Origin of the sequence: Methylobacterium sp. Leaf361, from assembly GCF_001424445.1 — a bacterium.
In the GTDB taxonomy this organism is placed as follows: Bacteria; Pseudomonadota; Alphaproteobacteria; order Rhizobiales; family Beijerinckiaceae; genus Methylobacterium.
On sequence record NZ_LMPY01000045.1, the window covers coordinates 36,635 to 58,141 of the forward strand.

At 71.4% G+C, this 21,507-nt stretch carries 19 protein-coding genes; 10 read left to right on the forward strand and 9 right to left on the reverse strand.

All coding sequences use genetic code 11. The features are described from left to right. Positions 1 to 5: 5 nt before the first annotated feature. The gene (locus tag ASG32_RS23920) at positions 6 to 1,562 is read right to left on the reverse strand and encodes a flagellar hook-length control protein FliK (protein WP_056531440.1); all 1,557 of its coding nucleotides are present in this window, start codon (positions 1,560 to 1,562) and stop codon (positions 6 to 8) included. 239 nt (positions 1,563 to 1,801) lie between these two features. Here ASG32_RS23920 and mnmA point away from each other — a divergent pair, with 239 nt between their 5' ends. The 4 genes from mnmA to ASG32_RS23940 all read left to right on the forward strand — a co-directional run bounded on the left by mnmA (position 1,802) and on the right by ASG32_RS23940 (position 6,133). Further along, complete coding sequence (gene mnmA / locus ASG32_RS23925; RefSeq protein WP_056531442.1) at positions 1,802 to 2,956, forward strand: tRNA 2-thiouridine(34) synthase MnmA; 1,155 nt, start codon at positions 1,802 to 1,804, stop codon at positions 2,954 to 2,956. Positions 2,957 to 2,981: 25 nt separating this feature from the next. Continuing rightward, positions 2,982 to 3,635, forward strand: a complete 654-nt coding sequence (locus ASG32_RS23930) for a class I SAM-dependent methyltransferase (protein WP_056531444.1) — start codon at positions 2,982 to 2,984, stop codon at positions 3,633 to 3,635. Then, the gene (locus ASG32_RS23935) at positions 3,632 to 4,435 is read left to right on the forward strand and encodes a TVP38/TMEM64 family protein (RefSeq protein WP_056531446.1); all 804 of its coding nucleotides are present in this window, start codon (positions 3,632 to 3,634) and stop codon (positions 4,433 to 4,435) included. The genes ASG32_RS23930 and ASG32_RS23935 overlap by 4 nt, the downstream gene beginning before the upstream one ends. A 210-nt stretch (positions 4,436 to 4,645) precedes the next feature. Continuing rightward, a complete protein-coding gene (locus tag ASG32_RS23940; RefSeq protein WP_056531448.1) occupies positions 4,646 to 6,133 on the forward strand; it encodes a HAMP domain-containing sensor histidine kinase in 1,488 nt (495 codons plus the stop codon). Between the two features lie 35 nt (positions 6,134 to 6,168). On the opposite strand, the gene bioB is transcribed toward ASG32_RS23940, so the two are convergent. The 3 genes from bioB to ASG32_RS23955 all read right to left on the reverse strand — a co-directional run bounded on the left by bioB (position 6,169) and on the right by ASG32_RS23955 (position 9,430). Next, positions 6,169 to 7,182 (reverse strand): biotin synthase BioB, encoded by a 1,014-nt coding sequence (bioB, locus tag ASG32_RS23945; protein ID WP_020090825.1) that lies wholly within the window; start codon positions 7,180 to 7,182, stop codon positions 6,169 to 6,171. Between the two features lie 31 nt (positions 7,183 to 7,213). Then, the gene (locus ASG32_RS23950) at positions 7,214 to 8,356 is read right to left on the reverse strand and encodes a methyl-accepting chemotaxis protein (RefSeq protein ID WP_082558036.1); all 1,143 of its coding nucleotides are present in this window, start codon (positions 8,354 to 8,356) and stop codon (positions 7,214 to 7,216) included. Positions 8,357 to 8,545: 189 nt separating this feature from the next. Next, complete coding sequence (locus ASG32_RS23955; RefSeq protein WP_056531450.1) at positions 8,546 to 9,430, reverse strand: fumarylacetoacetate hydrolase family protein; 885 nt, start codon at positions 9,428 to 9,430, stop codon at positions 8,546 to 8,548. A 414-nt stretch (positions 9,431 to 9,844) separates the two neighbouring features. Between ASG32_RS23955 and ASG32_RS23960 the strand changes: the two genes are divergently transcribed. Continuing rightward, positions 9,845 to 11,158 carry an OmpP1/FadL family transporter gene (locus tag ASG32_RS23960; RefSeq protein ID WP_056531452.1) on the forward strand — a complete coding sequence of 438 codons (1,314 nt, stop codon included), beginning with the start codon at positions 9,845 to 9,847 and terminating at the stop codon, positions 11,156 to 11,158. Positions 11,159 to 11,257: 99 nt separating this feature from the next. Here ASG32_RS23960 and phaC read toward each other — a convergent pair whose 3' ends face one another. After that, on the reverse strand, positions 11,258 to 13,099 hold the full coding sequence (gene phaC / locus ASG32_RS23965) for a class I poly(R)-hydroxyalkanoic acid synthase (protein ID WP_107351994.1): 1,842 nt from the start codon (positions 13,097 to 13,099) through the stop codon (positions 11,258 to 11,260). Positions 13,100 to 13,255: 156 nt separating this feature from the next. Here phaC and ASG32_RS23970 point away from each other — a divergent pair, with 156 nt between their 5' ends. From ASG32_RS23970 to ASG32_RS23985, 4 genes are all read left to right on the forward strand, one after another. Then, a complete protein-coding gene (locus ASG32_RS23970; protein WP_244492163.1) occupies positions 13,256 to 13,642 on the forward strand; it encodes a hypothetical protein in 387 nt (128 codons plus the stop codon). Positions 13,643 to 13,752: 110 nt separating this feature from the next. Beyond that, on the forward strand, positions 13,753 to 14,970 hold the full coding sequence (locus ASG32_RS23975) for an LL-diaminopimelate aminotransferase (RefSeq protein ID WP_026604561.1): 1,218 nt from the start codon (positions 13,753 to 13,755) through the stop codon (positions 14,968 to 14,970). 134 nt (positions 14,971 to 15,104) lie between these two features. Further along, on the forward strand, positions 15,105 to 15,317 hold the full coding sequence (locus ASG32_RS23980) for a hypothetical protein (protein ID WP_020090818.1): 213 nt from the start codon (positions 15,105 to 15,107) through the stop codon (positions 15,315 to 15,317). A gap of 113 nt (positions 15,318 to 15,430) precedes the next feature. Then, positions 15,431 to 15,790 carry a hypothetical protein gene (locus ASG32_RS23985; protein WP_020090817.1) on the forward strand — a complete coding sequence of 120 codons (360 nt, stop codon included), beginning with the start codon at positions 15,431 to 15,433 and terminating at the stop codon, positions 15,788 to 15,790. Positions 15,791 to 15,811: 21 nt separating this feature from the next. Here the strand turns inward: ASG32_RS23985 and ASG32_RS23990 are convergent, their stop codons facing one another. Then, the gene (locus ASG32_RS23990) at positions 15,812 to 16,147 is read right to left on the reverse strand and encodes a DUF3140 domain-containing protein (RefSeq protein WP_056531456.1); all 336 of its coding nucleotides are present in this window, start codon (positions 16,145 to 16,147) and stop codon (positions 15,812 to 15,814) included. A 244-nt stretch (positions 16,148 to 16,391) separates the two neighbouring features. On the opposite strand from ASG32_RS23990, the gene prfB reads away from it, so the two are divergent. Further along, a protein-coding gene (gene prfB, locus ASG32_RS23995) for a peptide chain release factor 2 (protein WP_107351995.1) occupies positions 16,392 to 17,520 on the forward strand; the annotation gives its coding sequence in 2 pieces (ribosomal slippage) (positions 16,392 to 16,460 and positions 16,462 to 17,520; 1,128 coding nt in all). Positions 17,521 to 17,701: 181 nt separating this feature from the next. Here the strand turns inward: prfB and ggt are convergent. From ggt to ASG32_RS24010, 3 genes are all read right to left on the reverse strand, one after another. Continuing rightward, on the reverse strand, positions 17,702 to 19,303 hold the full coding sequence (gene ggt / locus ASG32_RS24000; RefSeq protein WP_056531458.1) for a gamma-glutamyltransferase: 1,602 nt from the start codon (positions 19,301 to 19,303) through the stop codon (positions 17,702 to 17,704). A 261-nt stretch (positions 19,304 to 19,564) separates the two neighbouring features. Beyond that, on the reverse strand, positions 19,565 to 20,488 hold the full coding sequence (locus ASG32_RS24005; RefSeq protein WP_056531460.1) for an ATP-binding cassette domain-containing protein: 924 nt from the start codon (positions 20,486 to 20,488) through the stop codon (positions 19,565 to 19,567). After that, positions 20,485 to 21,501, reverse strand: a complete 1,017-nt coding sequence (locus ASG32_RS24010; RefSeq protein WP_244492165.1) for an ABC transporter ATP-binding protein — start codon at positions 21,499 to 21,501, stop codon at positions 20,485 to 20,487. Before ASG32_RS24010 ends, ASG32_RS24005 begins: the two co-directional genes overlap by 4 nt. Positions 21,502 to 21,507: the final 6 nt, after the last annotated feature.

Consider the following 21,507-nt stretch of genomic DNA (forward strand, 5'->3'; position numbering starts at 1 on the left):
ACCGCCTAGATCCTCATGTCGAGGCCGCCGTAGCCGCGTAGGACGCGGATCGGGGCGACCTCGTGCGGGGCTTCCGCCTGATCGCGCGACCAGCCCGTGCCGCCCCCGCGCGGGGAATCGCCCGGCTGACCGCCGCTGCCGCCGCTCTGGGCGCTTCCGTCGCCCCGCAGCGACAGGTTGATCCCGCCGGCCGAGGGATCGAAGCCGGCCTGGGTCAGCGCCTGCTGCAGCTGGCCGGCGTCGCGCTGGAGCAGCGCGAGGGTCTCGGGCCGGTCGACCACCAAGTGGGTCATGACGCGGCCGTGCGCCTTGTCGATCTCCAGCTTGACGTCGATGCGCCCGAGCTCGGCCGGGTCGAGCCGGATCTGGAACTCGTTGGATCCGCGCAGCGACCTCAGGCCGATGGTCATCGGCACTTGGCCGATCGGGATGGGTGGGTCGGTCTGGAGCGACGCGGTCTGCGTCGGCGCGGCGGTCTCCTGGGCGGCGCGCGTCGTGTCCACGACCTGGCCGGATGTCGCGGGCGGCGCCGGACCACCCTGCGCCGCCGCGGGCAGCGTCTGAAGCGGACCTGCGCCCTGGCCAACGTCGGTCAGGGCGGTGAGGAAATCCTGGGCCGCCGCATCGGACGTCGCGGCCGCCGCGCCGCCGGCCGTCAGGCCGTCGACCGGGACGCTGCCCGGCCCGACTTTGCCGGGTTCGTGACCGGCGCCTGCCGACGCCGTGGCGGTCCCGGCGATGCTGGGGACGGTTCCGGCCGCGCGGTCGCCGCCCTGAGTGTTCGTGCCGGAAGGGCCCGCGGCTGCGCCGGTTCCGGAGAGAGCCGCCGAGCCGTCCTGCGCTGGTGCCGTGCCGGTACCCGCATCCGTCTCAGCCTCGGCCTCGGTCTTGACCGTCCCGGTCGCGCCGCCCCCCTCGGACAGCGCGGCGATGAGGGCCAGAAGGGAGGCGGACGGCCCTGAGGCCGCGGGTTGCGCGGGGGCCTCGGCCTTCTGCGTCGGCACCGCCGCGTCGGCCTCGGGGCCTGCGGTGCCGGCCGCCTCGGCGGCCGGATCCTGCCCGGCCGCGACGGCCTCGGAATCCTGCTGCCCGGCGGCTCCCGTCCGGCCGGTCTCGGCGGTGCGCGCCGCGCCCGCCTTCGGAGCCTCGGCGCGCGCGCCCGCGGCGGAGAGCGATCCCTCGGCCCGCGCGGCCGAGGCCGGCGCATCCGCCGGCTTGGCGAGGCTGACCCTCTTGTCCGCGACCCGGGCCTCGGTCTGAAGCGCCGCATCCCGGGCGCGGTCGCCGGCCAGCCGCGCGGCGTCGGCCTGATCGCGCAGGTCGGCCTGACGGGCGCGGGCCGAGGCGGCGATGTCGCGCTGATCGGCGGCGCGGGCCCGCGCCGTCGCGGCGTCGTCGCGGGCCTGGGCCGCGCTCAGGGCGGCGCCGAAGCGGTCCTGCGCGGAATTGCCGGCGCGGGCCGCCACGCCCGCGGCCTCCCAGCCCGAACGCTGCGCCTGCGCGTTCCGCGCGGACGGAATCCACGTGGTGACATCCAAACGATCCGCCGCGCCGCTCGCCATTCCGGACTCCTCTGGGCCGCTCAGCAGCAAGGCGCGCGCCACCGTGCCGGCCGGATAAGTCTCTGAAAAAGCTCGTTCTCTGCTTGCAGCACGCGGGTCGGACCTGATCGAAGCTGCCGCCCGCCCGGCAGGATCTGCCGAGTGTCCGGTCCGGCCGCCCTGGAAAGCCGGGCGAAGTCCCGCTATAGACGGCCCGTGCAGCCAGGGAGCTTCCGGGCCGGCGGCTGCGGACCCTCGCGATGAACGCCCTCGATCTTCCCAAAGCCCCCCACGAGACGCGCGTCGTCGTCGCCATGTCGGGCGGCGTCGATTCCTCCGTGGTCGCGGGCCTGCTGAAGCGGCAGGGCTTCGACGTGGTCGGCGTCACGCTCCAGCTCTACGACCACGGCGCGGTGAGCCACCGCAAGGGCGCGTGCTGCGCCGGCCAGGACATCCACGACGCCCGGGCGGCGGCGGAGCATCTCGGCATCCCGCACTACGTCCTCGACTACGAGGATCGCTTCCGCGACGAAGTCATCGAGAAGTTCGCCGAGAGCTACCTCGCGGGCGAGACGCCGATCCCCTGTGTCGAGTGCAACCGCACGGTGAAGTTCCGCGACCTGCTGGGCCTCGCCCGCGACCTCGACGCCGACGCGCTCGCCACCGGCCACTACGTGGCCAGCCGGGCGCTCCCGGGCGGCGGCCGCGCGCTCCACCGCGCCCTCGATCCCGCCCGTGACCAGAGCTACTTCCTCTACGCGACCACGGCGGAGCAGCTGGACTTCCTGCGCTTCCCCCTGGGCGAGATGGAGAAGACCGAGACCCGCGCGCTCGCGAAGGATCTCGGCCTGTCCCTCGCCGAGAAGCCGGACAGCCAGGACATCTGCTTCGTGCCGCAGGGCCGCTACAGCGACGTGATCGCGCGTCTGCGCCCCGACGCGGCGCGACCCGGCGAGATCGTCGACCTCGCCGGCCACGTCCTCGGCCGGCACGACGGGATCGTGCATTACACGGTGGGCCAGCGGAAGGGCCTCGGCCTGTCCGGGCCCGAGCCGCTCTACGTCGTGCGGCTGGAGCCGGACTCGGCCCGCGTTGTGGTCGGGCCGCGCACGGCGCTGGCCACGACCCGGATCCGCCTCTCGGACCTCAACTGGCTCGGCGAGGGGCCGGTGGCGGCCGTGCGCGACCTGCCGGTGGCGGTCCGCGTGCGCTCGACCCGTCCGCCGCGCCCGGCGACGCTGACGGTCGGGCCGGACGGCGCGGCCGAGGTCGTGCTCGCCGAGCCCGAGGACGGCGTGTCGCCGGGCCAGGCCTGCGCGATCTACGCGGATGACGGCCCCCGGGCCCGGGTCCTGGGCGGCGGCACCATCCGGCGTGTCGACGCGTTGTCGGCCCGGCCCCGCGAGGCCGCCTGATCTCAACCTCTGGAACCTTCGAACGATGCTGAGCGAGCCGCAGATGGCCGGGCCGAGCACGGCCCTGATGCGCAAGGCCTATGCCCGCTGGGCCCCCGTCTACGACGTGGTCTACGACAAGCTCACCGAGCCCGCGGCCCGCGCCGCCGTCGAGGCGGCGGCCGAGCACGGGCCGCGGATCCTGGAGGCCGGCGTCGGCACCGGGCTGGCGCTGGGCTACTATCCGAAGGCCAGCTTCGTCTGCGGCGTCGACCTCTCCGAGGACATGCTCAAGCGCGCCCGCGCCAAGGTCCGGCGCCGGAACCTGGCCCACGTGAAGGGCCTCCAAGTGATGGACGTCTGCCACCTCGGCTACGCCGACGCGAGCTTCGACGCCGTCGTGGCCCAGTTCCTGATCACCCTGGTGCCCGACCCCGAAGCCGCGATGTCGGAGTTCCTGCGGGTGGTGCGCCCGGGCGGCGGCATCGTGCTCGCCAACCATTTCGGCCAGAGCGACGGGCCTCTGGCCCGGGTCGAGGAGGTCGTGGCACCGCTCTGCACGAAGATCGGCTGGTCGTCGGACTTCAAGGCGACGCGGATCGAGGCCTGGGCGCGGCGCAACGGCGTCGAGGTCCTGGGATTGAAGCCGACCTTCCCGGGCGGGTTCTTCAAGATCCTGCGGATGCGCAAGCCCGGGTGAGCGAGACCGGCAACGCCCCCGTCGCCGAAGGCTGCGTCGAGAACCGCGAGGGGCGCTGGAAGCGCCTGCGGCGCTGGCTCCCGCTGGCGCTGCTCCTAACGGTGTCGGCGGTGGTCCTGGTCTCGGGAGCCGCGCAACTCCTCAGCCTCGACCGCCTGCTCGCGTCCCGCCTCTGGCTGCGCGGCTTCGTCGAGGCCGGGTATCTCCGCGCGCTGGTCGCGGCCTACTGCCTCTATGTCGGGGCCGTCGTCGTGTCGGTACCGGCCACGCTGATCCTCACGATGGTCTGCGGCTTCCTGTTCGGCATCGTGCCGGGGGCGCTCACCGCGGTCTGTGCGGCCACGACCGGGGCGGCCATCGTGTTCGCGATCGGCCGCGGGCCCGGCGCCGACCTGCTGCGGCGCATGGGCGGCACGCGCCTCGCCGGGCTGGCCGAGGGCTTCCGGCGCGACGCCTTCGGCTACATCGCGGTGCTCCGCCTCCTGCCGCTGTTCCCGTTCTGGGTGACCAACCTCGCGCCCGCCGCCTTCGGGGTGAAGATGCGGGTCTTCGTGCTCGCGACGTTCCTGGGGCTGCTGCCGGGCGCGGTCGTGTACGCCACCACGGGCGCGGGCATCGAGGACGTCGTCGCCGCCCACGAGGCCGCCAGGACCGCCTGCCTCGCGACGGGGGCGGGCGGCTGCGACCAGGCCCTGACCCTGCGCGCCCTGGTCACGCCCAAGATGGTTGCAGGTCTCGCGATGCTTGCCGTCTTCGCCCTGGTCAGCATGCTGCTGAGCCGCCGCGCCCGACGCGGCTGAGATGCGCCGCCGAGACGCACGATCCGCCACCGGCTGTGTTTTTCGGTGTCTGAGGGCGCGTGCAACCGCTTGGAGGGGGATATCGTATAGTGCTCGCCGCCGGGAGCCTGTATTCCCGCCTGCGAATCTGTGGCTTGCGAACATGTATCCCGCGAAGGCCGAACCCGGCTCGAGCTTTCTCAATCCTCTCTCCGCCGATCCTCATCCGCGATGCCGGCGCGGAGCGTGACCGGCGTGTCCCTCGAGTCCCATCAGGCCGCGGCACCGGCGACGCCGGCGCCCGCACCGGCCCGCGACGTCCCCGAGCGGCGCACCGCGCGCCTCGGCCTGTCCGGGCGCCTGTTCCTCGTCACCGTCGCGTTCGTGGTGGTGGCCGAGGTGCTGACCTACGTGCCGGCGGTGGCCAATTACCGGATCGAATGGATGTCCGACCGCCTGGCGGCCGCGCAAGTCGCCGCTCTGGTACTCGACGGGCGGACCGGCGAGCCGGTCTCCGAGCCGCTCGAGAGCCGGCTCCTGGCCGGCGTGAACGCCCGCGCCATCGCCGTCCGCGGCGGCGGCGCCCAGCGTCTGCTCGCCATCGAGCCCATGCCCGAGCAGGTCGCCGACACCGTCGACCTGCGCGACGTCACGGCCCTGTCGGCGATCCGGGGCGCGTGGCGCACCCTCGTGGCGCCGGTCCACGAGCCGATCCGTGTGGTCGGGGAAGGCGGCATCGGCTTCGACCGGGTCGAGATCCTGCTCGATGAGGCGCCGCTGCGCACCGCCATGATCGACTACGCGCTGCGCCTGCTAGTCTCCTCGCTGATCATCGCGGCCGCCGCCGCCGGTCTCGTCTTCGTGGTGCTGCAGGTGTTGATCGTTCGCCCCGTGCGGCGGCTCGCCACCAGCATCACGGCCTTCGCGGACGATCCGGAGGATGCCGGGCGGATCATCGCGCCGTCCCGCCGCAGCGACGAGATCGGCCAGGCCGAGCGGGCGCTCGGGCGGATGCAGCGCAGCCTCGCCGACCAGCTCCGGCAGAAGCGGCGACTCGCCGAACTGGGCTTAGCGGTCAGCAAGATCAGCCACGAACTGCGCAACCTGCTGACCGGTGCGCAGCTCCTGGGCGACCGCCTGGAGGGGACCGAGGATCCGACCGTGCAGCGCGTGGCCCCCCGCCTCGTCGGGACGCTGGCCCGCGCGATCCGCTTCTGCGAGGCGACCCTCGCCTACGGGCGCGTCTCCGAGCGGACGCCGCTCCTCACCAGCACGCCGCTGGCACCGGTCTTCGCGGAACTTCCGGATCTCGCCGCGCTGGCGGCGCATCCGGTCAGCGTCCAGGTCGCGGCGGGCGATCTCTCCGTGCAGGCCGATCCGGAGCAGCTCGGGCGGGCGCTGGCCAACCTCGTGCGCAATGCCGTGCAGGCGCTGGACGGGGCGGCCGTGCCGGAGGCCGCCGTGAGCGTGGTCGCCGCCCGCGCGGCACCGGGCCGGGTCACGATCCTGGTCGCCGATAACGGTCCCGGTCTCCCGGCGCGCGCGCGGGAGAACCTGTTCGCGCCGTTCCAGGGATCCATGCGGTCCGGTGGCACGGGCCTCGGGCTGCCGATCGCCGCCGAGCTGATCGGGATCAACGGCGGCACCCTCACCCTCGACGATTGCGAGGCCGAGGGGCTGAGCGGCGCGCGCTTCCGGATCGTGCTGCCGGAGGGCTGACGGGACCGGACCCGCGAGACGGTGCCCCGCTGCCGCTACTCGGCCGCGGCCCTGACGGGCTCCCCGACCCGGATGCCGAGATCGGCCAGCAGCGCCGCGTCGTCGTCCTGCCCGTTATTGGCGGTGGTGAGCAGCCGCTCGCCGTAGAAGATCGAGTTGGCGCCGGCGAGGAAGCACAGCACCTGGGCCTCGCGGGTGAGGCTCTTGCGGCCGGCGCTGAGCCGCACGCGGGAGCGCGGCATCACGATCCGCGCCGTGGCGCACATGCGCACCAGATCGAACGGGTCGACCGCCGGCTGGTCCTCCAGCGGGGTGCCGGGCACCGCCACGAGGGCGTTGATCGGCACGCTTTCCGGATGGGGGGCGTGGTTGGACAGAACCTGGAGCATCGCGGCGCGATCGGTGACACCTTCGCCCATCCCGACGATGCCGCCGCAGCACACGCCGATCCCGGCCTCGCGGACGTTCGCGAGGGTCTGCAGGCGCTCGTCGTAGGTGCGGGTGGAGATGATGTCCTCGTAGAAATCCGGCCCGGTATCGAGGTTGTGGTTGTAGGAGGTCAGCCCGGCCTCGGCGAGGCGTCCGGCCTGCGAGGGCGTGAGCATGCCGAGCGTCACGCAGGCCTCCATGCCGAGGCCGCGCACGCCGCGAACCATGGCGAGCACCGCGTCGAATTCCGGGCCGTCCTTCGGCTGGCGCCACGCGGCGCCCATGCAGAAGCGCTGGGCGCCGGCGGCCTTGGCGGCGGCCGCCTCGGCCAGCACCGTCTCCACGGGCATCAGCCGCTCGCGCGCGACGCCCGCGCCCTTGTGATGGGCCGATTGCGGGCAGTAGGCACAATCCTCCGGGCAGCCGCCGGTCTTGATCGACAGGAGCGAGGCCCGCTGGATGTCGGCGGGGTCGTTGTGCCGGCGGTGCACCTGCGCGGCCCGGAACACGAGGTCCATCAGCGGCAGGTCGTGGATCGCGCGGATCTCCGCCACGCTCCAGTCGTGGCGGATGTCGCCGAGGTCGGGCTGCTGGGAACCGGGGAGGGAAGTCGCGCTCATGCGGTGTTTGAGCCGGATCGGCGGACAGAAATCAAGCGGGCCTCGCGCCCGAACCTCCGACCGAGGGGTCGGTCTGGACGATCATGCCGTACCAGCCCAGCCCGCGATAGGTCTCGTATCCCGGTGTCCGATGGAAGGCCGTGACCGTGCCCGACCGCGGATCCCGCACGACTCCGCTCGTCTCGCCGTCCATCCGGCAGGAGACCCGCTCGGTCAGGAGGCCGATCTGATCCGAGGCGGCCAGCACCCGGCCGCCGGCATCGACCAGCAGGGCGCGGGTGCGCCCCCGATCTTCCGGCGCGACCCGGATCCCCGAAACGATGGCGTGGGCCTGCGGTGCCCAGTCGAAGTGGATCGCCAGGACGCCGAGCGGTGCGCCGGTCGCCTGACCGCCCGCCCGCACGCTCGCCGCGTAGGTGGCGACCTGCGCGCCGCCCAGCGCATCCTCCTGCCGCACGTCGGCGCAGACGAAGGCGTCGCCGCTCTCCAGGGCGAGCGCCTCCCGGAACCACGCTTCGCCCGCGACGCTCCGGCCCTGCAGTCCCGGGTAGCGGTCGGCGCGGCCGGTCGCGAGGATGCGGCCGTCCAGGCCGCAGATCCAGAGATCGAGATAGACCGTGTAGGCCGAGAGGATGATGCCGAGGCGGTCGCCCGCGAAGGCCGCCGCGGCCGGGCCGGGATCGGCCGCGCAGGCGACGACGGCGGCGTCGGTCGCCCACCAGCGCACGTCGCAGGTCCGCTCGTAGAGGTTGCGATCGATCAGTTCGACCGCGTTGAGCGCGAGATCGACCAGGCGTTCTCCCTGGACGCGGCCCGCCATCGTCTCGACGGTGCGCTGCAGCTCGACGATGCGGCCGGACAGGTGAAGCTCCAGCTCGCCGGCGATGACGTCCACGGATTCGCCGAGGGCGCGCACCTCCTGGGCGACGACCGCGAAGCCGCGTCCCTCATCTCCGGCCCGCGCGGCCTCGATGAGCGCGTTGAGGGCGAGGATCTTGGTCTGCGCCGTGATCCGCCGGATCCGGCCGGTCTTCTCCTGCGCCGCCTGCTTGACGGCATCGGCCAAGATCTCGATCGACCTGAGCGTCGGCGGCTCGGACTCCGATCCGGAGGTCCGGTCATTGGGGAAATCAGTTTTCGCAGTCATGCCGGGCCCGAGCGACGAGGCGAGCATTTTACAGCTAGAATATAATACAGTCTTAACCGATCAAGGCCGGCGATATAACTTACAATACTAAAATCAATCCATAATTCAATCGAGAGTATATAGGTCCCGTCGGTCGCGGGTGCTGGGCGCTCGCCAATATCGATGACGTTGCCTGGACGCGGGGCCGCCGCCCGGACGCGGGCGGCAGCCCGTCTGTCAGTGCGTCGGCTCGCCGGCCGAGACCTTGGCGGTCCAGTCGTCGAAGGCGATGACCTTCTGCCGCTGCTCGCCGAGCCGGTCGATGCGCAGGACCATCTCGTCCCCGGCCTTGAGGTAGCGCGGCGGCTTCATGCCGAGGCCGACGCCCGGCGGCGTGCCGGTGGTGATCACGTCGCCCGGCTCCAGCAGCATGAAGTGCGACGCGTAGGCGACGAGTTGGGGAACGTCGAAGATCATCGTGGCTGTCGAGCCGGTCTGACGGCGCTCGCCGTTCACGTCGAGGCTCATGGCGAGGTTCTTCAGGTCCGGAATCTCGTCGAGGGTGACCAGCCAGGGGCCGAGGGGGCCGAAGGTCGGCGCGCTCTTGCCCTTGGTCCAGGTCGGACCGCGGTTCATCTGCCACTCGCGCTCGGAGACGTCGTTGCAGATGCAGGCGCCCGCAACGTAGCTCAGCGCCTCGTTGGCGTGGACGTAGCTGGCGCGCCGCCCGATCACCACGGCGAGCTCCACCTCCCAGTCGGTGCTGTGCGATCCCTTGGGGATGATGACCGTGTCGTTCGGCCCGCACAGGCTGGACGGAGCCTTGTTGAAGATGATCGGCTCCGCGGGGATCGGCGAGCCGGTCTCTTCGGCGTGGTCGGCGAAGTTCAGGCCGATGGCGACGACGTTCCGGGTGCCGCCGACGCAGGGGCCGAGGCGCACGTCCGGGGGCAGCTTCGGCAGGGTCTCGGGATCCAGGGCGCGCAGACGCGCCAGCGAGTCGGGCGCGAGGGCCGGCCCGGCGATGTCGCGCACGATGCCCGACAGGTCGCGCAGCCCCCCACTGGCATCCACGAGGCCGGGCTTCTCGTCGCCGCTCGGGCCGTGCCGGAAGAGCTTCATGGCCGCACTCCTCATCCTTCCCTGAACCGGTCTGCGCCGGACGCCGGGACCATGGCCGGGCCTCGACCCGGGTGCAAGGCCGGCCGCGTCGGCGTGTCGGTCCGCCGGGTGTCGCCGCCGGGCAACAGGACGGCGGAAAAGTGCAGGGTCGGCGACATTCGGATATATTGTTCCTGTCGCCTTCTCGGTGGGGCAGCGAGGATCAAGACTGCAATGCGACGCCGACCAGGTGCTTTCACACGTGGAGATGCCGTTTACCATTTCCGCTCTACTACTCTTCTTCTTGGTGCCGAAAACCATCGAGGTCATTGCGGTTCTGCCCCCGAAACCGGCACCATGCACGAAAGGTCGCCGCATAACGGGTCTCGAACAATCGACGGCGCCCCGCAGAACGAGCAGGCTTGGGGGATAGAGATGGGCGGGACGGTTCGCGCTGCGTTGCTGGCGGCGACGGCGGTGATCCTCGGCGCCGGGCAGGTGCAGGCTGGGGCGTTCGGGATCCGGGAGCAGAGCACCGAGGCCCAGGGGCTGGCCTTCGCGGGCGCGGCGTCGGGGTCGGGCGGCGTCTCGTCGATGTTCTGGAACCCCGCGACGATCACGATGAACCCGGGCTTCGTCGCGGAGCAGAACTTCACCTATATCGGCCTCTCCTCGACGATCCGTCCGGATGCCGGCACCAATCCGGGCTTCGCGCGGCTGGGCGGCTCCGGCGATATCGGCCAGGGCGCCGTCGTGCCGGCGGGCGCGACCTCGTACCAGCTGAACGACCGCCTGTGGCTCGGCCTCTCGACCGGTGCTCCCTTCGGCCTCGTCACCAAGCCGCGGGACGTGTGGGCCGGCGAGGTCTACGGACGCTCGTCGCGAATCTTCTCGCTGGCGATCAACCCGGTCATCGGCTTCAAGGTCAACGAGTGGCTCTCGATCGCGGCCGGCCCGAACATCGAGTATTTCCGCCTGACCCTGCGGCAGGCGCTGCCGATCCCCGGCATCCTGCCGACCTCGTATCCGAGCTCCTTCCTCAAGGGTGAGTCCTGGGGCGCGGGCTTCACCGCCGGCGCCACGCTCACGCCCCGCGACGGGACCGTGCTGGGCATCGGCTACCGCTCCTCGGTGCACCACGACATCGACGGCTCGATCGGCGTCCCGCTCGTCGCCCTGGCGCCGCTGGCCGGACAGGTCCGCGCCAAGCTGAACACGCCCGAGAAGCTGAGCGTCGGCCTGACCCAGGCGGTCTCGCCGGTGGCGCGGGTGAATCTCGGCTTCGAGTGGGACAACTGGTCGAGGCTCGGCACCATCGGCATCGTGTCGAAGACGATCGGCCTGCCGGTGAACAACCTGCCGCTCAACTACAAAGACGGGTTCACCTACGCGGTCGGCGCCGAGTACGACGCGTCGCCGAACCTGACGCTGCGGACCGGCTTCGCCTACGAGACCTCGCCCATCGACTTCCGGAACCGCTCGGTGCGCCTGCCGGACGGCGACCGGTACAACGTCTCGGTCGGCGCCAGCTACCGCTGGAGCCAGCAGCTGACGCTGAACCTCGCCTACTCGCACTTCTTCCTGGACCGCTCGCGGATCCTCGCGGGCATCGGCCGCGACTACAACATCAGCAACATCGCCTTCGCGGGCGTGGTGGATTCCAGCGCCGACATCGTCTCGGTGGGCTTCCGCTACGTCTTCGGCGCGCCGCCGGCCCCGGCCCCGGCGCCGCTCGTGCGGAAGTACTGACGGGCAGCTCCGGTCGCGTCCGTCGCTCCGCTCGTGATGACTGGGCGGCTCCGTGATCGTCGCGGCCGTTCACCCATCGATCCGCGTGCGTCGCGCGCCTCAGGCGCGCATCCGCACGTATGTGCCGGGCGCCGGCCCTAAGGATTGCAGCGCGTCGCCGCCCGGCTGCCGGGCCGGCACCCGCTCCGGGGCCTGCGCCTCGATCCACTGGAACCAGTAGGGCCACCACGAGCCCTTGGTCTCGACCGCGGCCCTGATCCACTCCTCGAGCGTCCCCTTCACGGGGCCGCCGGTCCAGTAGCCGTATTTCGGCTTGGACGGCGGGTTGATCACGCCGGCGATGTGGCCGGAGCCGGCGAGGACGAAATCGACCTTCCCTCCGAAGACCTTCGAACCCTCGAAGACCGACAGCGCCGGCGCGATGTGGTCCTCGCGGGTCGCGAGGTTGAAGATCGGCACCTGGACCTTCCTGAGGTCGAGGCGGACGTTGCCGAGCACCATCCGTCCCTGCGCCAGCGTGTTGTCGAGGTAGCAGTTGCGCAGGTAGAACGAGTGGTTGGCCGCCGGCATCCGGGTGGCGTCGGAGTTCCAGTACAGCAGGTCGAAGGCCGAGGGTGCCTTGCCCTTGATGTAGTTGTTCACGACGTAGGGCCAGATCAGGTCGTTCGGCCGGAGCATGTTGAAGGCGTTCGCCATGCGGGCGCCCTCCAGGTAGCCCTGCTCGGCCATGCGCGCCTCGACCTGGCGGATCTGCTCCTCGTCGGCGAAGACCTTCAGGTCGCCCGCGTGGGAGAAGTCGACCTGTGTGGTGAGCAGCGTCGCGCTCTTGATCCGCCGGTTGCCGGTGGCCGCCTGCATGGCGAGCGTCACCGCGAGCAGCGTGCCGCCGACGCAGTAGCCCGCCGCCGTGACCTCGCTCTCACCGGTGGCGACGCCGATCGCGTCGATGGCCGCCTCGATCCCCTCGCGCATGTAGGACTCGAAGTCCTTGTCGGCGTGGCGGGAATCGGGATTGACCCAGGAGATGCAGAAGACCGTCAGGCCCTGGTCGACCATCCACTTCAGGAAGCTCTTCTGCGGATTGAGGTCGAGGATGTAGAACTTGTTGATCCAGGGCGGGACCATCAGGAACGGGCGCCGCAGCACGGTCTCGGTGGTGGGCGCGTACTGGATCAGCTCGATCAGGTCGTTGCGGAATACCACCTCGCCGGGGGTGACCGCCATGTTGCGCCCGACCTCGAACCCGCTCGGGTCGGTCTGGCGCACGCGCAGCTGCCCGCCGCCGGCCGCCAGATCCTCCTCGTACATCTTGAGGCCGCGGACGAGATTGGCGCCGTTCTCCTGCAGGGTGTGGCGGATCAGCTCCGGGTTGGTCGGCAGGAAGTTCGAGGGCGACAGCATGCTGGTCACTTGGCGCAGGTAGAACTGCGCCTTGTGACGCGTGTGCGCGTCGAGCCCCTCGGCCTCATCGACGAGGCTCTCCGCCCAGCGGGTGGCGAGCAGGTAGGCCTGCTTGAGGAAGTCGAAATACGGGTTGGTCGTCCACTCGGCGTGGGCGAAGCGCGCGTCCCGGGGCTCGGGCAGCGCCACCGGATCGGCGGGTTGGCCCTGCAGGCGCAGGTAGGTCGAGCCCCAGAGCGACAGGAAGGCCTGCGACAGGCGCGCCTGCGCCTCGGCGCTGCGGTTCGGATCGGCGAGCCAGACCTCGGCCACCTGGCCGAGCACCTTGGCCGCCTCGTTCATCTCGCTGCCGGGTGCGCCCGCCTGGCCCTCGGGCCCGAGGAGGCGGGCGACGTTGCGCCCCATCGCCTCGACGAACTGACCGGCATTGCGGGAAATCGCCTCGAAATCCGGCATCGGGGCGACCGTGCCGTCCGGCATCGCGCCGTTCGAGACCGACTTCGGAGGGGCGGTCCGATCCGGCGCCTGCGGGCTCGTCAAACGTGCCTCCCTGTGCTTCATCTGTTGACCCGATGGCGCGGGCCTCGTTTCCGACAAAATAAGGAGCGAGCCAGAGTTTTCGCCAGCCCGGCTCAGGACGTCGCCGAAACATCCGGCCGATCTTTTCATACGCATGTGACGATGGATCGTGCCATTTTGAACCCCGCTATCCGCCCGCATCGCGCCGGTCCGCTGCGCCGCCTGACGCGCGCGGCCGGCCTGGGCGTGCTGGTCGGCGCGCTCGGGGCCTGCTCGGGCGACGTCGTCCGCTCGCTGGCCTCCGATGCAGGCTACGGGCCGCGGGTCGTCGCGGCCCCGGATTTCGTCACGGACACCCGCAGCAAGGCGCAGCCCGACTTCATGCCGGTGGGCGTCGACGCGCCGAAGCGGCCGGTCCGGGCCAAGTCGGTCACGGGCCAGAAGGCCCTGGAGGCGGAGCTGGAAGGTGCCCGCGGCCGCAACGAGGCCCGGGGGCGGGCCGCCGAGAGTGCCGGGCGGGGCGCGGCCGCCACCGTCAAGCCGGCTCCGGCGGCGTCGCAGTAGCGGCCCTTTTTCAGGGTCGGCGGCGGCCCGCAACTCTGGTAGAGCACGTGGTTCGCCCGACCGGCCCAGACGAGAGACGCCGGATCCGGGACGCGCCGATGGACACGCCCATGACCGACTTCCACCGCATCAAGCGACTGCCGCCCTACGTCTTCGAGCAGGTCAACCGGATCAAGGCTGCCGCCCGCGCGCAGGGCGCCGACATCATCGATCTCGGCATGGGCAACCCCGATCTGGACGCCCCGAAGCACGTCATCGCCAAGCTGTGCGAGACGGCCGGGCGGCCGCGCACGGATCGCTACTCGGCCTCCAAGGGCATCGCGGGCCTGCGCAAGGCCCAGGCGGGCTATTACCAGCGGCGCTTCGGCGTGACCCTGAACCCCGACACCCAGGTGGTGGCGACTCTCGGGTCCAAGGAAGGGTTCGCCAACATGGCCCAGGCGATCACCGCGCCGGGCGACGTCGTGCTGGTGCCGAACCCGAGCTACCCGATCCACGCCTTCGGCTTCCTGATGGCCGGTGGCGTCATCCGCTCCGTGCCGGCCGAGCCGACCCCGGCGATGTTCCCCGCCCTGGAGCGGGCCATGCGCCACTCGATCCCGAAGCCGGTGGCGCTGGTCGTCTGCTACCCGTCGAACCCGACCGCCTACGTGGCGAGCCTCGACTTCTACCGCGACCTCGTGGCCTTCGCGAAGCAGCACGAGCTGATCCTGCTGTCGGACCTCGCCTACGCGGAAGTCTATTTCGACAACAACCCGCCGCCCTCGGTGCTGCAGGTGCCCGGCGCTATCGACTGCACGGTGGAGTTCACCTCGCTGTCGAAGACCTACTCGATGGCCGGCTGGCGGATGGGCTTCGCGGTGGGCAACGAGCGCCTGCTCGCGGCGCTCACCCGGGTGAAATCCTACCTCGATTACGGCGCCTTCACGCCGATCCAGGTCGCCGCGACGGCCGCCCTCAACGGCCCGGACGACTGCATCCACGAGATGCGCAGCATCTACAGGAAGCGTCGCGACGCGCTGGTGGAGTCCTTCGGCAAGGCCGGCTGGACTATCCCGTCGCCCGCCTCGTCGATGTTCGCCTGGGTGCCGATCCCCGAGCGGTACCGGGAACTCGGCAGCCTCGAATTCTCCAAGCTGCTCCTGGAGAAGTCCGACGTGGCGGTCGCGCCCGGCATCGGCTTCGGCGAGTTCGGTGACGAGTACGTCCGCATCGCGCTCGTGGAGAACGAGCAGCGCATTCGGCAGGCGGCGCGCAATATCCGCCGGTTCTTCGACGGCACCGACAAGACGCTGCACAACGTCCTGCCGATGGCCCGGACCGGCTAGACCGGCCCGCGCAAATTGTTGCCGCGGGGCGACAGGCGCCGTCAAAGGTGTCGGCGCCCCGCGCCGGCGCTTGTCAGCGCGGGGCGCGATGGCCAGGGTCAGGTGCGGGGGTCTTCCCGCGTCCCGAGTCTCGCATGCGCCGCCTGAACCTCATCGCCGCCCTGCTGCTCGCCGCCGCGGCCTCGGCCTGCGCGCCGAACCCGATCATCGCCCGGGACCCGATCCCCGCGCCGGGACCGGCGGACGTGTACGCGTGCGACTCGAAGCCGTTGCCGGTCAACGCCTTCACGACCGATTGCCGCCCCGTCCCGGCGAGCCCGCAGGTCGTGCTGCGCGCGCGGGGCTGAACCCGCCCGGAATTTCGGTAACCGGTCGATTCGGACGGGCCGGACAAGCCGCCCGCGATCAGCTAGACTGTAGGCCAGATGCCGGCCCGCCCGGCCCCCTGACGGAGCATCGCGTGAGCACCAAGACCCTGATCGCCGCCGGATTGCTCGCCCTCCTGGCGGGGCAGGGCGCCTCGGCCTCCGACGCCGCCTACCCGCCGGCGCCCTACCAGCCCCGCGCCTTCGTGTTCACCGCCCCGAACGGCCCGACGGTCCTGCAGACCGAGGGCTGCTGCCAGGTGGTGGTGCCGCCGGGCCGGCCCGATCTCGCCCAGCCCGCCGTGCCGGTGGCCGAGGTGATGAACGGCGGCGGCTTCGGCTACACCGGGTTCGACTACTACAACGACCAGATCACCGAGGGGCGGTTCGGCGCGCGCAAGCGGCCGCGGGAGTACGTGATCGCTCCGTCCTACATCGTGCCGCCGCGCTACTGAGCCGCCGGGCGTTCCGGGGCCTCAATCCTTCTGCGGATCGTGGCCCCAGTTCATCAGCGACATCCGCCACGGGGAGTCGGGGTCCTTCCGGGCCTCGCCGCCCTGCTTGAGATGGCGGTGGACGTAGCCCACGACCTTGCGCATGGCGGCGTAGTCGTCGTCCGTCAGGTCGGCCTTCTTGGTGTCCTTGATCGCCAGGATCCGCCGGCCCATCTCGTGCCCGGTCGACTCGCCGCCGTCCTTCTTCTGGCCCACCTCCCGGCTCGCCGCGCTGTCGAGGTGCTTCCTCAGCGCCGCCGGCGTCATGTTGACGGCCTCGTTGAAGTCCTTCCACGTCGCCGCGTGATCGTCCGCCATCCGCCTGCCTCCCGGGCCGTGTCGCTCGTCCTCGACAACCCCGACAACGCGCCCGAGGCTCGCCGGCTCGCCGCCATCCCTGCGGTCGGGCGCCGCACGGACAACGGGCGACGCGGCGGGCGACGTGGCGGGCGACGTGGCGGGCGACGTGGCGGGGAAGCGTTTACAGGCCGGGTCACGGGGGGTATCACCCCGACCCGACGAGCTTCCATTCTCTCCCCACACCCCATTCCCGAAAAGCCAGATGCGCGCCGAGATCGAGCAAGCCTCGGATGCCGCCAAGCAGTCTATAGGGCTGCTGAGGAGGCATCTTTGACTGGGATACAGTCGATAAACGCCTCGCGGAGCTGAACGCGGCTTCCGAGAACCCCGACCTCTGGAACGACGCCGAGGCCGCCCAGAAGGTCATGCGCGAGCGCCAGCAGCTCGACGAGGCCGTCACGGCGATCAAGAAGCTGGAGCGCGACCTCGAGGACGGCGCCACGCTGATCGAGCTCGGCGAGATGGAGGGTGACGAATCCTCGATCCGCGAGGGCGAGGCGGCGATCCTCGCCGTCGAGAAGGAGGCCGCGAGCCGGCAGGTCGAGACGCTTCTGTCGGGCGAGGCCGACGGCTTCGACACCTATCTCGAGGTCCATGCCGGGGCCGGCGGCACCGAGAGCCAGGACTGGGCCAACATGCTCCAGCGCATGTATGCCCGCTGGGCCGAGCGCCGGAAGTACAAGGTCGAGGTCGTCGAGATGACCGACGGCGAGGAGGCCGGGATCAAGGGCGCCACGCTCCTGATCAAGGGCCACAACGCCTACGGCTGGCTCAAGACCGAGTCCGGCGTGCACCGTCTGGTCCGGATCTCGCCCTACGATTCCAGCGCCCGGCGGCACACCAGCTTCGCCAGCGTCTGGGTCTACCCGGTGATCGACGACCGGATCGAGATCGAGATCAAGGAATCCGACTGCCGGATCGACACCTACCGGTCGTCCGGCGCCGGCGGCCAGCACGTCAACACCACCGACTCGGCGGTGCGCATCACCCACAATCCCACCGGGATCGTGGTGGCGTGTCAGCAGGAGCGCTCGCAGCACAAGAACCGGGCGACCGCCTGGAACATGCTGCGCGCCCGCCTGTACGAGCTGGAGCTGAAGAAGCGCGAGGAGAAGGCCAACGCCGAGGCCGCCGCCAAGACGGATATCGGCTGGGGCCACCAGATCCGGTCCTACGTGCTGCAGCCGTACCAGCTGGTGAAGGACCTGCGCACCGGCACCCAGTCCACCGATCCGGACGAGGTGCTCGACGGCGACCTCGACCCGTTCATGGAGGCCTCGCTCGCGCAGCGGGTCTACGGCGGCGGCGAGGCGGTCGAGGATATCGACTGAGGCGGCGTGAGCTGCCTCCCCGTCATCACGAGCGCAGCGAAGTGACCCAGGGCGGCGCGCGATCGATCAGCGTGGCGCTACCCTGGATCGCTTCGCTCCGCTCGCAATGACGGCGGTGCTGACAGAGAGCGCCGTTGAGGCCGAAGGATGAGCGCCGGCGGCGCCCATCCTCCCACGCCTCTCAATACCCCAGCGCAGCCCCGTCCTTGCGCGGGTCCGAGCCGGCCGCCAGCGTGCCGGTCTTCCGGTCGATCCAGATGACCTGCCCCCCGCCGAGCGGCAGCGGCGCGCGGATCGCCGGGTGGCCGCGCTCCTCGAGTCCCGCCATCACCGCGTCGGAGACCCCGCCCTCCACCTCCAGGCTGCCGCCGTAGGCGAAGCTGCGCGGGGCATCGAGGGCCTCCTGCACGTCGAGGCCCCGGTCGAGGAGGCCCGACAGCAGCTCGACATGGCCCATGGCCTGGTAATGGCCGCCCATGACGCCGAACGGCGCGACCGCCTGCCCGTCCTTCATCAGCATGCCGGGGATGATCGTGTGCATCGGCCGCTTGCCCGGGCCGACGCTGTTCGGGTGGCCGCCCTCGGTGCGGAACGACAGGCCGCGGTTGTGCAGCAGCACGCCGCTCTCGGGCGCCAGGATGCCGGAGCCGAAGCCCTGGAAGATCGAGTTGATCAGCGACAGCGCGTTGCCGTCCCGGTCGACCACGCAGAGGTAGACCGTGTCCTTGTGGGCGCGGCCCTCGGCCATCTCGCGGGCGATCTCGGGATAGATCTCCGGCTCGCGGGCCCGGCCCATGTCGATCGCCCCATGGGCGGCGGCCTTCCAGGCGTCGGAGAGCAGGTGCTCGACTGGCACGTTGGCGAGGGCCGCGTCGCCGAACAGCACGTCGCGGTGATGGTAGCCCTGCTTGCAGACCTCGGCGAAGACGTGGAGCCGGTCGAGGTCGGAGAGCGCGCCGACGTCGTAGTGCGACAGCACATTCAGCATCATCAGCGCCGCCAGACCCTGGCCGGCGGGCGGGCACTCGTAGATGTCGTAGCCGCGGTAGCGGGTCGAGACCGGCGCGACCACGTCGGGCCGCGCGGCGGCGAAGTCGTCCAGCGTGTGCAGGCCGCCGAGGGCGTTCAGCCGGCTCACCATGTCCTCGGCGACGGGGCCCTCGTAGAAGGCGCGCGCGCCCGCCTCGGCGATCGCCCGGAGCGTCGCCGCGAGCTTCGGCAAGCGGACGACGCTGCCGATCGCCGGCACCTCTCCGCCGGGCAGGTAGGTCGCGGCGGCGTGGGGATCGGCGGCGACGCGCTCGGCGCCGCGCAGCCAGTCCCAGCCGACCCGCTGCTGGACGACGAACCCGTCCTCCGCGTAGCGGATCGCCGGCTGGAGCAGCTCGCTTAGCGACCGGGTGCCGTGCTCGCGCACCAGCAGGTCCCAGGCCGCGACCGCGCCCGGCACCGTCACGGCGTGGGGGGAGGTGGCCGTGATCGCGACGCCGTGCTCGGCGTACCAGTCGGGCGTCGCGGCGGCGGGCGCGCGGCCCGAGCCATCGAGGGCGATGGGCTTGGTGGCGCCCGCGGGGGCGTAGAGCGCGAAGCAGTCGCCGCCGATCCCGGTCATCAGCGGGTCGACCACGCACTGCACGGCCACCGCCGCGATACCGGCATCGACGGCGTTGCCGCCCGCGCGCAGCACCTCGATGGCGGCGAGCGTCGAGAGCGGGTGCGAGGTCGCGACCGCGGCGTTGGCGGCGTAGACCGGGGAGCGGCCGGGGGCGGAGAAGTCTCTCACGGGATGTCCTGCTCTGCTGGGCGACTTAAAGAATCACCGCTTGATGCATATCGCCACCTCGGGATGAGGCGGTGACGGAGATGACGGCGCGGCCTCGTCCATGACGGATGGCTTCGTCGCCTCGTCTCTGCGAGCGCAGCGAAGCAATCCAGTCGCCGCAACGCTGAGCAACCTCGCGCTGCCCTGGGTCACTTCGCTGCGCTCCTGATGACGGCGGAGGCCGGGCTGACCGGTTGTTCCGATCGAGGATCGCCTGGACGATCACGCGTGCTGCCCTCTCGGCAGCGCCACCCAGTGCCCTGGCGCCACCTCGGTGAGCGGCCCGTCGGGCGGCTGGTCGTGGCCGGCGAGGTCCCGCGCGGCGAGGCGGGCGCGCTCCTCGGCCGGGTGCGGCACCGGCACCGCGGCGAGCAGGCGGCGCGTGTAGGGGTGGCGCGGATCCTCGTAGAGCGCGTCGGCCTCGGCGACCTCGACGATCCGCCCGCGCCAGAGCACCGCGACCCGGTGGCAGAGGTAGCGCACCATGCGCAGGTCGTGCGAGATGAACAGGTAGGACAGGCCCATCTCGTCCTGCAGGTCCTGCAGCAGGTTCACCACCTGCGCCTGGATCGAGACGTCGAGCGCCGCGATCGGCTCGTCGGCGACGATGAAGCTGGGCTTCAGGGCGATCGCCCGGGCGATGCAGATGCGCTGGCGCTGGCCGCCCGAGAACTGGTGCGGGTAGCGCCCCATGAACCGCGGATCGAGCCCGACCCGCTGGAACAGGGCCGCCACCGCCTCCCGCCGCTCCGGGCCGCGCATGTCCCGCCGATGCAGCTTGAATGCCTCCGCGACGTACTCGCCGGCGCTCATCCGCGGGTTGAGGGCCGCGTAGGGATCCTGGAACACGGTCTGGATCCGCGCGCGCATCTTGCGCATGGCGCCCGCCGAGAGCTTGGCGAGGTCGGTGCCCTCGAAGGCGATCGTGCCCGAGGTCGGCGGGTTGAGCATGGTCACGGCCCGGCCGATGGTGGATTTGCCGGAGCCGGACTCGCCCACGAGGCCCAGGGTCTCGCCGGGGCGGATGTCGAAGCTCACGCCCTCGACGGCGCGGAAAACCGCGCTCTTGCCGCCCCACCAGGAGCGGAGGGGATAATGCTTGGACAGGTCGCGCACCGAGACGACCGGCTGCTGCGACGCGTTCATCGCGCGGCCTCCTCTCCCAGGAGCTTCGGCAAGTCGTACCAGGCGGCGACGAGGTGGCCCGGAGCGGCGCCGGGCGCCTGCGCCAGGGGCGGCATCTCGGCCCGGCAGCGCGGCGTCGCGTAGGCGTTGCGCGGCGCGAACGGGTCGCCCGGCGGGAGATGGCGCATGTCCGGCGGCGCGCCCTCGATCTGGTGGAGGCGCCGCCGCCCGGCGCGGCCGCCGGAGAGATTCGGCAGGGACCGCAGCAGGCCGAGCGTGTAGGCGTTGCGGGGATCGGCGAAGATGTCGTCGACCGGGCCGCGCTCCAGGATCCGGCCGGCATACATCACCTGCACGGTGTCGCTGATGCCCGCCACCACACCGAGATCATGGGTGATCCAGATGATCGCCATGCCGAGCTCACGCTTCAGCTCCTGCACCAGGGCGACGATCTCGGCCTGGACGGTGACGTCGAGCGCCGTGGTCGCCTCGTCGGCGATCAGAAGCTTCGGCCGGCAGCTCAGGCCGATCGCGATCATCACGCGCTGGCGCTGGCCGCCGGAGAACTCGTGCGGGTACTGGTCGAGGCGCGCGGCCGCGTTCGGAATGCGCACGAGGTCGAGCAGCTCCCGGGCCCGGGCGCGGGCCGCGCGGGCGTCGAGGCCGAGATGGATGCGCAGCGGCTCGACGATCTGCGCCGCCACGGTCATGCCGGGGTTGAGCGAGCTCATCGGGTCCTGGAACACGAAGCCGATCGCGCCGCCGCGGATCTTGCGCAGGTCCCGCTCCTTCAGGGCGAGGAGGTCGCGCCCCTCGAACAGCACCTGCCCGCCGGTGATGCGGCCGGGCGGGCGCGGGATCAGACCCAGCATGGCCAGCACGTGCACGCTCTTGCCGGAGCCGGACTCGCCGACGATCCCCAGCGTCTCGCCCTCGTGCAGTGTGTAGGACACGCCGTTGACCGCGTGGACCGCGCCGCCGTCGGTGTCGAAGGCGACCGCGAGGTCGCGGACGTCGAGGAGGGGCTTCGTCATCGCGGC